The sequence below is a fragment of the Hymenobacter glaciei genome (assembly GCF_039539585.1).
In the GTDB taxonomy this organism is placed as follows: Bacteria; Bacteroidota; Bacteroidia; order Cytophagales; family Hymenobacteraceae; genus Hymenobacter; species Hymenobacter glaciei.
In genome coordinates this window covers 90,100-102,746 of the sequence record NZ_BAABDK010000025.1, presented here as the reverse complement: position 1 = coordinate 102,746, position 12,647 = coordinate 90,100, and the positions used below count along the sequence as shown (strand labels likewise).

General features: G+C 64.0%; 8 protein-coding genes. 3 read left to right on the top strand and 5 right to left on the bottom strand.

Annotated features, from left to right (window positions below):
• The first annotated feature begins 319 nt into the window (after positions 1-319).
• Positions 320-1,720, top strand: a complete 1,401-nt coding sequence (locus ABD837_RS15770; protein WP_345056382.1) for a lipopolysaccharide biosynthesis protein — start codon at positions 320-322, stop codon at positions 1,718-1,720.
• Positions 1,721-1,891: 171 nt separating this feature from the next.
• Here the strand turns inward: ABD837_RS15770 and ABD837_RS15765 are convergent, their stop codons facing one another.
• From ABD837_RS15765 to ABD837_RS15745, 5 genes are all read right to left on the bottom strand, one after another.
• Entirely contained in the window at positions 1,892-2,842 is a 951-nt protein-coding gene (locus tag ABD837_RS15765) for a glycosyltransferase family 2 protein (protein WP_345056381.1), read from the bottom strand.
• On the bottom strand, positions 2,835-3,491 hold the full coding sequence (locus tag ABD837_RS15760) for an acetyltransferase (RefSeq protein ID WP_345056379.1): 657 nt from the start codon (positions 3,489-3,491) through the stop codon (positions 2,835-2,837). Before ABD837_RS15760 ends, ABD837_RS15765 begins: the two co-directional genes overlap by 8 nt.
• A 77-nt stretch (positions 3,492-3,568) precedes the next feature.
• Positions 3,569-5,494 carry a DCC1-like thiol-disulfide oxidoreductase family protein gene (locus ABD837_RS15755; protein WP_345056377.1) on the bottom strand — a complete coding sequence of 642 codons (1,926 nt, stop codon included), beginning with the start codon at positions 5,492-5,494 and terminating at the stop codon, positions 3,569-3,571.
• A 38-nt stretch (positions 5,495-5,532) separates the two neighbouring features.
• The gene (locus ABD837_RS15750; RefSeq protein ID WP_345056375.1) at positions 5,533-6,801 is read right to left on the bottom strand and encodes a DegT/DnrJ/EryC1/StrS family aminotransferase; all 1,269 of its coding nucleotides are present in this window, start codon (positions 6,799-6,801) and stop codon (positions 5,533-5,535) included.
• 759 nt (positions 6,802-7,560) lie between these two features.
• Complete coding sequence (locus ABD837_RS15745; protein ID WP_345056373.1) at positions 7,561-8,799, bottom strand: hypothetical protein; 1,239 nt, start codon at positions 8,797-8,799, stop codon at positions 7,561-7,563.
• Between the two features lie 155 nt (positions 8,800-8,954).
• On the opposite strand from ABD837_RS15745, the gene ABD837_RS15740 reads away from it, so the two are divergent.
• Positions 8,955-10,394, top strand: coding sequence for an amidohydrolase (locus tag ABD837_RS15740; protein WP_345056371.1), 1,440 nt, complete (start codon positions 8,955-8,957; stop codon positions 10,392-10,394).
• A 118-nt stretch (positions 10,395-10,512) separates the two neighbouring features.
• Positions 10,513-12,579, top strand: coding sequence for a S9 family peptidase (locus tag ABD837_RS15735; RefSeq protein ID WP_345056368.1), 2,067 nt, complete (start codon positions 10,513-10,515; stop codon positions 12,577-12,579).
• Positions 12,580-12,647: the final 68 nt, after the last annotated feature.

Genomic DNA, 12,647 nt, shown 5'->3' with positions numbered 1-12,647 from the left:
CTCCGCATCAACACTTCCGTGGGCGCTGCTATTGTGGTCTTCGATAGCATGCTTAATGGCGGTTTCGTGGTCAGTGTACAGGTTGAACGATGTAGGGGCGGGGTCGTACCCGGTAGGGCTTGCCCCCGCCCGTCGTTGAACGAAACTGGTCAACGGGCGTCAACGTCCGGGCGGGGGCAAGCCCCGCCCCTACATCCACTGACTCCGAAGCTGCTCTAATGGCGGAATCGCTTGCCTGATGCGCTTCTGGACCGTAGTGGTGGCCGGATTGGCTGCTAACGGCCCTTCGCCGTATATGGGGCCCGCAATGCTTTTGGTTTTGTTCCAACGTCTACAACAGTTCGCCCAAGCCAACCTGGCGGCTCTCCGCCAGAAGGGCTCTTTTGCCCAGAACCTGGCCGTTACATTTTCCGGGTCGGCGGCCGTTACGGCCATTGGGTTGCTGCTCACGCCGGTGATGTCGCGCATCTACCCGCCGGAGAGCTACGGTGGATTCGCGGTATTCTCGTCGCTGGTTAATAACGTGGCGCTGGCTTCAACGCTCACTTATACCTGGGCCATTGTGCTACCCAAAAACGAAAAGCGGTTTTTGGCGCTGGTGCAGCTTTCCATCCTGCTCACGCTGGGCACGCTGGTGCTGCTGGTGGCCGGCGTGGCCCTGCTGGGCGAGCCCCTGGAGCGCTGGCTGCACGCCGAGGCCCTGCACCCGTGGCGCTACGCCATTCCGGTGGTGGCCACGCTGTTCAACCTCAACACCTCGCTCAACAACTGGTACCTGCGGCGCAAGGAGTTTCGCAAGCGCGCGGGCATTGAGGTAGCCACCTCGCTGGTCGGCCGGGGTATCACCATTGGCTACGGCCTGCAGTTTCAGGGGGCCCTAGGCGGGCTCATCATCGGCGAGCTGTTTAATAAAGTCACGGCCTTCATTAGCTTGTTGCGCGGCGGGCTGCACCGGGAAATGGGCGCGCTGTACCGCACGTTTTCGTGGGCGCGCATCCGGTCGGTGGCCTGCGAGTACCGCGACTACCCGTTGTACGTGCTGCCGGCCAACTACCTGGGGGTGGTGGCGGCGCAGCTGCCCATCTTCATGCTCACCAGCGGCTTTGGGGCCACCATGGTGGGCCTGTATTCGTTCTCGGTGTCGCTCATGGAGCTGCCGGTGGCATTGCTGGGCAATTCGCTGGCGCCGGTATTTCAGCAAAAGGCCGTGGAAACCCACCACGAGCACCCCGAGCGGCTGGCCGACTTGTGCCTGCAGCTCTACACCAAGCTGTTCTACCTGGGCCTGCTGCCGTTTGGCATCGTCACCGTGTTTGGCGACTGGCTATTCAAGTTTGCGTTTGGCGCGCGCTGGGAAATGGCCGGCTTGTTCACCAGCTACCTGGGCTACTACTACGTGTTTCGCCTCACCGGCATTGCCCTGAGCCCCGTGCTGGCTTTGCTGAAGCGGCAGCGGGTGGCGCTGCTCAGCACGGGCGCGTTGCTGGCCGTGCGTTTTGCGGGGCTGGCCGTGGGCGTCTACCTGCACGATGTGCGGCTGGCCATGCTCTTGTTTGGCTTGGGCAGCGTGGCGGTGGCCTTGCTCAGCGACCTGTACCTGCTAAAACTGCTCGGCGTGGGCGTGGCCAAAGTGGCACTGCGCACCGTGGGCCTGATGGCCGCCACCCTATTGCTGCTCAAGTTGCTGCGCCTGGGCCTAGCCGCACTGCTGGGCTGGTAGGGTTGAGAGTTGAGCGCGGGCACTTAAAACCTATCCGAATAGACGGTCATGCTGAGCTTGTCGAAGCATCTCTACCGCGCAAATACTTTAGTTGATTGGGTCAGTTACGCGGCAGAGATGCTTCGACAAGCTCAGCATGACGTTCTTTTAATTTCCTGTTCGGATAGGCACTTAAGCTGCCAGCCGAAGCCCCCGGACCAGCTTTTTGGCAATGCGCGCCAGGTGGCGCGGCAGCTGGCTGCGGTCCACATTGAGGGCTTGCCAAAGGTAGGCCAGCTGCTTGCGCCGGTTGCCCAACACGCCCAGCAGGGCGCTGCGCTGGAAGTACAGCTCTTCCAGCGTCTTCGCAAATACTGGATGGTAGTGGGCGGGCAGTCGCCGCTGCAGCTGCCGCGTCTCGAAGATGCGCTTGCGGTTGTGGGCCAGCGAGTTGTTGGTGGGCCGCGACACCCCGCCGGCGTGCAGCCGGTAGCGCGACATCACCCGCGGCAGGTAGTACACGTAGCCCACCTGCGAGCACAGCAGCTGCAGGGTGTAGTCGCCGCTGAAAACGCCCCGGAACCAGCCCGGCAGCGGCACCAGCCGCTCGCGCCGAAACAGCATCGACGCCGTGGGGATACCCCAGCCAAACCGCACCAGGCTGCCCTGCGAAATTGGCCCGGCCAGCCGCGGCAGCCAGCTGTATTTGGTGCTGAACAGGTAAGGCGGCTCCGCACCGTCTTCCACAAACGCCTCGGCGTCGTGCACGCACAGCGCGCAGCCGGGCTGCGCCTCCAGCACCGCTACTTGCTGCTGCAGCTTGTGCGGGTCGGTCCAGTAGTCGTCGCCGTCGAGCAGGGCGATGTAGCGGCCGGTGCAGGTTGCCAGCGTGGCCATCAGGTTGGGCATGATGCCCCGGTTGGGGGCGGCCGGCAGCACCCGCACCTGCTGCGGAAAGCGCCGCTCATAGTCGAGAGCAATGCGGCGGGTGTCGTCGGTGGAGCAGTCTTCGCCAATCACCAGCTCGATGGCAAACGGGGCCTCCTGCGCCAGCACTGACTCGATGGCCTGCGCCAGAAATGCCGCGTGGTTGTAGGTGATGCAGCACACGCTTACCAAGGGCCGGGCTTCGTCCTTATGCATGGGCAGGAGCGGCCGGCGGCAGCACGCGCTTGATGACTTTAGCGGGTGCACCCACCGCTACCACGTCGGCCTCTACGTTTTTGGTAACCACGCTGCCCGCGCCAATAATGGTATTGGCCCCGATGTGCACGCCCGGCAGCACCACGGCGCCGGTGCCCAGCACGCAGTTGGGGCCCAGCACCGCGTGGCCCGACAAGTGCACGCCGGGGCTCAGCTCGCAATAGTCGCCAACCACCACGTCGTGCCCGATGGTGCAGTTCAGGTTCACGAGCACGCCCTCGCCCAGGGTGATGTCGCTGGTCAGCACCGCTCCACTCATCACGTTGCAGCCCTCGCCCAGCACGTTGCCGAAGCGGCCCACCGTGGCTTTAGGCGATACGGTGGAAGTGAGCACGCCCCCCAGGCTGCGCATTTTTTCGGCCAGGTGGCGCCGCACCCGTGGGCTGCCCACCCCCAGGGCAAACGCCGGGTCGTGGGCCAGCCATAGCTGGGCTTCCTCTAGGGTGCGCAACACCGGAAACACCCCAAACAAGGCAGTGGGCAGGCCCGGGGAAAGGTCGTCGTAGAACGCCACGGCGGCTGGGGCTGTGCCCTGATAGAGCACTTCCAACACTTCCTTGGCAAAGCCTTTGGCACCGACGATGAGCATGAGTAATCTATGTGAGGTAAGCCTTGACAGCCGGCCAAGCGCCACCGGAAGGCGACGTAGTAGCCACTGCAGAGAAATCAGAGCGAGGAGATATTCGGCACAAGGTGGGCTTCAAACTGCTGGTTGGTCCAGGTAACGTCGCCCGCGGGTTGCCAGCCGGCTGCCAGCTGCCGGTTCAGGAAGTTGGGCTCCCAGCCGTGGGGCTCCGCAATCTTTTTCACCTTCACCTGAAAGCGGCAGTGCTGAAGGTCAACGTGGTGCTTGCCAGCCCAGAAAGCCGTGAAGCTGCGAATGCCCTCGGCCAGACGCTGCGGCTCAATCTGTTTCGAAACCAGCCCGTAGGTCCATCGCAGCCATACTGCCCCGTAGAGGTAGGCGCCGGGCTGCCCGCTAGGGCGCGTAATGGGCAGAAACTGCTCCACGCCGTCGGGCCCGGTGTAGGTAACGGCCACCAGCCGGGTGTAGCCGGCAAAATGCTCGTCGAGCGCAATGGGGTGGTTGGTGATGCCGAAGAAAGTAATGGCGGGCCCCGCCACCGCGCTGCTGGCCCGCGTCGCGGCCCGCCCCAGCCAGGTGCTTTCCAGGCCCGACTTGCGCCGCAGCAGCTGCAACAGCGGCGTGTTATACGACACTGCCGCTTGCAGCAGCAGCAGCCCGGCAATGCCGCACGCGGCGCCGGCCCGCTTCACCTCGCGCCACGACACGCCGTGCAGCAGCCACCCCGACTCGTCGGCGGGCGGCACCGCGGGCACGCTGTAGCCGCAGGTGTCTGCCGAGCAGCGGTTGGTGCTGCGGTTGCGGGCCACAAACCCGTAGGCGGCCCGGGCCAGGTGGTAAATGCCCGGCACCCGCAGCAGCCACGACAACGGCCGCAGCCAGGCAATGGCCTGAAAAACCCGGATGTAGGTGTCCACACCCTGGAATACCCGGCCGCGGGCGTCCACGCTGTGCACGTCGGCGAGCAGGGCTTGTTGGGCAATGCTCTGCAGCGCGGGCTCCTGCCCGGCTGCCAGCTGCACGCTGCCAAACCGAATGGCCCGGCGCACGTCGAAGTGCTCCAGCACCACACGCGTGCGGGCGCACAGTGGGCACTCGGCATCGTAATAAAACGTGAGCGCCGGCGGCCCGGCCCGCGGGGCCAGCAGGCGGCGCCACCAGCCCGCCGGCACCATCAGCAAATAGATACTGCCAAATCCCAGGGCAAACAGCGGCAGCGTGAACAACACCAGAATGCCCAGGTGCAGCCCCACGCCAACAACCAGCAGGCCGACGCGGTAGCGCCGAAACGGCAGCAGAAACAGAAACAGAAACTCGAAAGCCAGCGTGAGGTAGCCCAGAAATTTCACCAGCACTTCCTGGTTGAGCAGGAAGGAGCCATTCAGCTGCACCTCGTAGGGTAGCGACAGCGTGTGCCACATGCCCAGCCCGGTTAGCCACATGGGCGAGGTGAGCTTATAGAGCGTCGAGTCGAGGTACACGAAGCTGATGCCCACCACCACCGGCACGAAGTAGGCCAGCTGGCTCACGCTGCCGGGCGGCTGGTAGCGGAACTGCGGGGTGGAGTATCGGAGCTTGAGTTGCAGCCGGTCGAGCGACAGCCGCCGGCCGATAGGCAGAAACAGGAACAGCAGGCTCATGCCAGTGTACACCGGCGTCATCATGTAGGAGAAGCTGGGCAGCGAGGCAAAAAACACCAGCGCAAACCCGTAGTTCACCACCGCGGCGGCGCGGGTATGCCAGCCCAGTACCAGCAGCAGCAGCAGCGTGGCCAGCCACAGCACCAGCGGCGTGGTGAAGCTAAGGGGCGCCAGCGTGATGAACGGAACCGGGTCGAACACGAGGTGGCGGAAGTAGAACAGGTGCCCTATTTCGGCCATCATCACCAGGCTAAAGACGATGCGAAAAACGGCCAGGCCTGTGCCATCCACCGGCTTGTCGTAGAGCCGCCGGAAGGTGTGGTACAGCCCGGTTTCGGGTTGGCGCAGGGTTTGAGTTGTCGCCATGCTGCTGAAGAATGAAGAAACCGCCGGAAGGAGTCAGCCTAGGCGGCGGACTGCTGGCCCGGTTGCATGGCTCCGGTGCCCAAGTGGCGCTTCGCTTCCCACCGCGGAAACCGGTCGGCCGCTTCCAGACGCTGGGGCGGCGTGGGTACGTGCTGCCGGGGCCATTCCGGCGCAAGCGAGTAGTGCACCGCCGTCGCAACGGGTGACGCACAGAAATAGCTGGCTGGCATCCGGGGAGCCAGGGCTGCGGCCACAATGGCGGTGATGCGGAGCACGTCGGCAGCGCTCAGGCCCGGGTAAAAGGGCAGGCAGAGGGTGCGCTCCGACACGTCCTCCGATACCGGGCAGCTCGCGCCGGTGTGGTAGGGGAGTCGGTTGAGCGACGGGAAAAAGTAGCGGCGGGTATCCACCTCGTGCTCCGTCAGCAACGCTTTGGTCTTTAGCGCCTGCGCCTCGGTGGCAAACAGGACCGGGAAGTACGCGAAGTTGTAGTCGGTGTCTTCCAGCTGCGACGGGAAGCGCAGGGGCAGGCCCGCCAGCAGCTGCCGGTACTGCTTGTGCAAGGCGGCGCGCTCTTCGATGATGGCCGGCACCCGCGGCAGCAGGCACAGGCCCATGGCCGCGTGCAGCTCCGAATTCTTGCCGTTGATGCCCAGCATGTAGTGCTCGTCGCCCACGTGGCCAAACGACTTCAGCAAACCCGCTTTTTTGGAAAGCGCGTCGTCCTTCACCACGATGGCGCCGCCCTCGCCGGTGTGGAACAGCTTGGTGGCGTGGAAGCTGCACGTGGCAATGTCGCCGTAGCTGAGCAGCGCGCGGCCCCCCACAAGGCTGCCAAACGCGTGGGCACCGTCGTAAATCACCTTCAGCCCGTGGCGTTGGGCAATGGCTTCAATCTGCACCACGTCGCAGGGGTAGCCGTACACGTGGGTGGCCAGAATGGCGCTGGTGCGGGGCGTAATGGCGGCCTCAATCTTGTCGGCGTCGATGCAGAACGTCCGGTTCTCGATGTCGACAAACACCGGCTGGCAGCGCTCCCACAGAATGGCCGAAGTGGTGGCCACGTACGAAAACGGCGTGGTGATAATCTCGCCCGTCAGGTCCAGTGCCCGAATGGCCAGCTGCAGGGCGATGGTGCCGTTGGACGTGAAGTGCACATGAGGCACGCCCAGGTAGTCTTCCAACCCAGCTTCCAACTCCTGCAGCAATGGGCCGTCGTTGGTGAGCCGCGCTCGTTCCCAGACCCCGGCCAGATGAGAAACGTACTCTTCCAGCGGAGGGAGAACAGCTTTGGTAACGGTTATCATGAGCTAATGAAATATGAAAATTATATTATTAAATTGATTGAACGGTAGAGGATATAGTGTGCCACGTACGCACTATTCACGCCAGAGTTAGGCAAAAGGGGCCGCTCCGCTGTGGGGCGTAACTGTCGAAATAGCTGCCCCGCGAGCTAAGGCGTTGGTTTATATGGCGGGGGTAATGCTTATTGTTCAGATGTTAAAAAGCTGACTTTGTTGCTCTGGGGCAGACATATAAGGCAGCGCACATTCGGGTATAGTGGGATATGCGGAAATAGAACTGGTCCATCACCAACTCGAATCTGCACACTACACCGGAGCCGTGCCGGTAGCCCATGCTCCACTGGTAAGCACCCCAGCCCGCCAACCGCATGGGTGCCCACAGCGGAGCCAGGGCGCAGGGTTGTCGAGAAATTTGCTCCGCCTAGCGAGGTGTGCAGCGAGGGGCAGTACGCCGAGTACCAGCAAGCACTCCAGCGCATGTGGGGCTTAACCGAAGGTGGTCTACATGGAAACTAGAAGTCCGGACCTGCTACAGTACCTGCTGCGCAAAAACAGCCTCACAATGCAGGCCGGCGTAGCCGACATCCCGATGGCCTTCGTGGCAACTTATGGCAGTGGGCAGCCGGTTATTAGTATTCTGACCGAGTACGATGCGCTGCCCAGCACAAGCACGCCTCTACCATATTTGGCACACGCAACAAGTCTCCGCCGGCATGGAGCTGATGGAGGACGATTATACGGCCTTGGCTGCGCTGCCCGCGGCTATTCCTTCATGATTGCAGTAACCTTAAGTCGGCGGCTATCCTCGCCGATATAAAAGGCGGCTTCGCGCTGATAAGCGTCCAGGTTCCAGCCGGGGCTAGCTTGTGCTGCCCGCACGGTGGCCTGCAGCAGGGCTGTGCATTGTGCCGGTGGGCACACTGCCCGGGTCGAATCGGCTAATAAAGCGGTATGGCAGCGCTCTAGCTCGGCTTCGAGGGTCTTCACCTGCTCGGCACCGTGCGATGGCATGTTCTCAACGGCCGTACGTTGTAGCTGCAGCTGCCGGAATTCGGCGGATACCCAAGCAGGCAGAACTGCTGGCGAAGCGGCCGGCATTGGGGCAGGGGCCGGCCGGCGTACCGGAGTTCCCACGGGCGCACCGATGCTAACCTGGTGCCGGCGGGCATCCTCGTCGAGGTAAAAAGCGGCTTCGCGTTGGTAGGGCAGCGAATTCCAGCCAGAATTGGCCTGCACCAACCGGGCCGCGGCCTGTTGCAGCGCCGTGCGCTGGGCCGGCGAGCAAATCACGCCGGTTGAGTCGGCCAGGTAAGTCTGGTGGCAATGCTCCAACTGCGTTTCGACTGCCGTAATAGCCTCGGCCCCGCGCTTCGGCAGTTGGGCTACTGGCGTACGCTGTAGCGGCACCTGCCGAAACTTGGCGGCCACTTCGGCGGGGGTGGCCACTGGCGCGAGGGGCGCGGGCTGCAGTGCGGCCGGTGCCGGCACCGGTCGCGCCGACTGCGGTACCACCACGCGCACCCCCGTGCTAACCAGATGCCGGCGCGTATCCTCCCCAATGTAAAAAGAAGCTTCGCGCTGATAGGCTTGCAAATTCCAGGCAGAATTAGCCTGCACGACGCGTAGGGAGGCCTGTTGCAGCGCCGTGCGCTGAGCCGGCGAGCAAATCACGCCGGTTGAGTCGGCCAGGTAAGTTTGGTGGCAACGCTCCAGTTGGGCTTCGAGCGCCGCAATGGCTTCAGCCCCGCGCTGCGGTAGCTGCCCGGCGGCGGTGCGCTGCCGCTTCAACTGCTGAAACGAGGCGGCTACCTGAGCGGCCGAGGTAACTGTCGGCGCGGGGGCGGCTGCCGGCACCGCAGCCGGACGCTTGGCAGAAGTGGCTATTGCTGTACCGATATGTATGCCGGCATGTATTGCCTCTGCTAAAAGGCGCTGTGCCTGCGCGGTAGGGGCTGCGCCAAAGCTGGCGAGAAGGAGCGTAAGCAGTGCTTGTCTTTTCACAATAGAGAAAAAGCGTAAATCAGGGGCACTAATTTACACCAAATCATCAGCACAAATTGTGACTGTGGCCCCGCGACGTCCGGGTGCAACTCCGATTCAGTGCTACTTTCGGGTAAGCCCTATTCTGGCTGGCCCACTCCTATTTCCTGTTCTCTATGAAGAAACGTACCGTGCTCGGCCTGCTCAGTGCCGGGCTGCTGCTGGCCTTTCGCCCACCCCAGCCGCCCACCGAAGCTCTTAAAACCGAAGCCCTGCAGGATTTGCAGGCACATTACGCCGAGTACCAGCAGGCGGCCCAGCGCATCTGGGGCTTTGCCGAAGTAGGCTACAAGGAAACCAAAAGCTCGGCACTGCTACAGGACCTGCTGCGTAAGAATGGCTTCACGGTGCAGGCTGGCGTGGCCGACATTCCGACGGCCTTCGTGGCCACGTACGGCAGCGGGCAGCCGGTTATTGGCATTCTGGCCGAGTACGATGCGCTGCCCGGCCTGGCCCAGCAGGCCGTAGCCGAGAAAACGGCCATTGCGGGCCAGGACGCCGGTCACGGCTGCGGCCACAACCTCTTCGGCACGGCCAGCGTGGCGGCCGGCATCGAAATCAAAAAGCTGCTGAAAGAAGGCAAGCTGCACGGCACCATCAAAGTCTATGGCTGCCCGGCCGAGGAGGGCGGCAGCGGCAAAGTGTACCTGGTGCGCGCCGGCCTCTTCAAGGGGGTGGATGCGGTGGTGCACTGGCACCCCGCCAGCGGCAACGCCACCATGGTGGGCAAGTACATCGCCAATACCTCGGCCAAGTTCCGGTTTCACGGCATTGCCGCGCACGCCGCCGCCGCGCCCGAGCGGGGCCGCAGCGCCCTCGATGGCGTGGAGGCATTCGACAACATGGTGAACATGATGCGCGAGCACGTGCCCCAGGAAACCCGCATTCACTACGTCATCACCAACGGCGGCAAGGCCCCCAACGTGGTCCCCGACTTTGCCGAGGTGTACTACTATGTTCGCCACCCCAACCGCGCCGATGTGCAGGCCGTGTTTGAGCGCGTGGTGAAAGCCGCCGAGGGCGCCGCCTTGGGCACCGGCACCACCATGGACTACGAAATCATCGGCGGCACCCACGACCTGCTCATCAACGAAACTCTGGCCCACGCCCTGCAGCGCAACCTCGAGCAGGTGGGCGGCGTGAGCTACACCGCCGAGGAAGCTGCTTTCGGCAAGAAAATCCAGGAGTCGCTGGGCGTACCCGCGCCGCCCGTGGCCCAGGCCGCCGAAGTGTCGCCCTACCTGCTGCGCGACCTGGGCGGCAGTTCCGACGTGGGCGACGTGAGCTACGTGGTGCCCACCGTGGGCCTGATGGCCGCCACCTGGATACCCGGCACGCCCGCCCACAGCTGGCAGGCCGTGGCGTGTAGCGGCAAGGAAATCGGCAGCAGAGGCATGATGGTGGCCGCCAAAACCATGGCCCTCACCGCTATCGACTTATTCAGCGATGCCGAACTGGTGGCGAAAGCTCAGGCCGAGCTGAAACAGAAAGTTGGCGGCTACGTGTATAAGCCCCTGCTCGGCGACCGCAAACCCGCGCTCAATTACCGCGACTGATGCGCCAACTGCATCGGAAGGCGCGAGGCGTTTGTCATGCTTCGGCTGCGCGGACGCCAGATGAGCATGACGTTCTATTGAAATATATTTCATTACGCACTAATCATCTTTCATTCCCATGAAAAACCTCTCCTCCTGGCACCTGGCCTTGCTGTGGCTGCTGCTACTTCCCACGGCTACCCTGCGCGCCCAGCAGCGGCCGTTTGAGCTAGGCGACCTGGCCAAAATGACCGGCCTCGCCGACCCGCAGTTCTCGCCCGATGGCAAGAGCATTGCCTTGGTCGTGACCACGCCCGACTACGCCGAAGACCGGTTCCTGACCAGCCTGCTGCTGGTGAACCCCGCCACCGGCGAGCAGCGCCCGTTGGTGGCCGGCCGCCTCGGCCTGACGCAGCCGCGCTGGTCGCCCAACGGGCAGGAGCTGGCGTACCTGGTGAAGACCGGCGCGGGCAAGGATTCGGTGCCGCAGCTGTTCGTGCAGGCCCTGCGCGGGGGCGAGCCGCGCCGCCTCACCAACGCCCGCAAGGGCGTGCAGCACTACGCCTGGCGGCCCGACGGCGCCGCGCTGGCGTACGTGACCGCCGACAAGCCCAGCAACGCGGCCGGCCCGCCCGAAAAGGGCTACGACGCTTTTGAGGTGGGCAACAACGACTTGTTTCTGGGAGCGGCCCCTACTTCCTCGCACATCTGGCTGGTGCCGGCGGCCGGCGGCGCGGCCACGCGCCTCACCTCCGGGGCCTGGAGCCTACCCGTAACCATTCCGCCGGGGGCGCCCGCGTCGCCGCTGTCGTGGAGTGCCGATGGCAAGTCGCTGGCTTTTGTGCAGGTAACGGGGCCGTATTCCGGCGATGGCAACACGCGCACCGTGCAGGTGCTGAATGTGGCCGACGGCAAGGTGCGCCCCCTCACCGGCCGCAAAAAGCTGGAAGGCTACCCCACGTTTTCGCCCGACGGCAGCCAGGTTTCCTACTGGTACCCGCGCCAGGGCAACACCAACAACATCAACGAAATTTGGGTGGCACCCGTGGCTGGTGGCGAAGGCCGCAACCTGACCCCGGCCCTCGACCGCGACGTGTTCCGCACCATCTGGATGCCCGACGGCAAGAACCTGCTGCTCGGCGGGCTCGACGGCAACCGCACTTCCCTGTGGCTGCAGCCGCTGAAGGGCGGCGCAGCCAGCAAGCTCAACCTGGGTTCGGTGAGCCCGAACTGGGGTTTTTGGGTAGAAGTAGCCGTGAGCCGCACCGGCGCGCTGGCCTTCATCGGCACCGACCCCGGCCACCCGGCCGAACTCTACTACATGGCGTCGACCACGGCTGCGCCCAAAGCCCTCACCGATTTCCACAAAGAGGTGCGCAGCTTGCAGCTGGGCAAGGCCCAGACCCTTACCTGGCAGTCGGACGGCGTGACGAACGATGGGGAGCTGACCTACCCGGCCAACTACACGGCCGGCAAAACCTACCCGCTGGTGCTCGTTATTCACGGCGGGCCCACGGCGGCATCCACGGCCACATTTTCGGCGCAGGCGCAGCTGTTTGCGGGCCGGGGCTACTTCGTGTTCGAGCCCAACTACCGGGGCAGCGACAACCTCGGCAATGCCTACAAGGCGGCCATTACCCAGGATGCCGGCGCCGGCCCCGGGCGCGATGTGATGGCCGGTCTGGCCCAACTCAAGCGCGGCGGCATGGTCGACACCAACCGCATTGGCGTGAGCGGCTGGAGCTACGGCGGCTACATGACGGTGTGGCTGCTGGGCCACTACCCCGCGCAGTGGAAAGCCGCCGTGGCCGGCGCGGCCGTCACCGACTGGCTTGACCAGTACAACCTGGGCGACTCCAACGTACAGCGCGCCACCGCCATCGGCCCCTCGCCCTGGCTGAGCGAGGCCAACTTTCAGAACTACCGCGAGCAGTCGCCCATCACCCTAGCCGGCCGTATCCGCACGCCCACCCTCATCCTGGCCAATACCGGCGACCCGCGGGTGCCCGTCACGCAGTCGTACAAGCTGTTTCATGCCCTGAAGGACAACGGCGTCGTCACCAAATTCATTGCCTGGCCCGTGCCCGCCCACAACGCGAGCGACCCCGTGCGCCAGCGCGAGCGCAACCGCTTCTGGCTGGAGTGGATGGACACCTACCTACAGCCGGGCAAGACGGCAGAGGCCGGAAAATCCGGTTCGAACTGAGGGGTGAAAAGGCGTTTTATTAGAAGTCTATAATGCCTCAATAGAACATCCACTGAACGTCATGCTGA

Excerpts from the sequence above, each read along its gene's own strand:
- ABD837_RS15755 (WP_345056377.1), bottom strand. The coding sequence starts at position 5,494 with ATGGCGACAACTCAAACCCTGCGCCAACCCGAAACCGGGCTGTACCAC.
- ABD837_RS15760 (WP_345056379.1), bottom strand. The coding sequence starts at position 3,491 with ATGCTCATCGTCGGTGCCAAAGGCTTTGCCAAGGAAGTGTTGGAAGTG.
- ABD837_RS15735 (WP_345056368.1), top strand. The coding sequence starts at position 10,513 with ATGAAAAACCTCTCCTCCTGGCACCTGGCCTTGCTGTGGCTGCTGCTA.
- ABD837_RS15765 (WP_345056381.1), bottom strand. The coding sequence starts at position 2,842 with ATGCATAAGGACGAAGCCCGGCCCTTGGTAAGCGTGTGCTGCATCACC.
- ABD837_RS15750 (WP_345056375.1), bottom strand. The coding sequence starts at position 6,801 with ATGATAACCGTTACCAAAGCTGTTCTCCCTCCGCTGGAAGAGTACGTT.
- ABD837_RS15740 (WP_345056371.1), top strand. The coding sequence starts at position 8,955 with ATGAAGAAACGTACCGTGCTCGGCCTGCTCAGTGCCGGGCTGCTGCTG.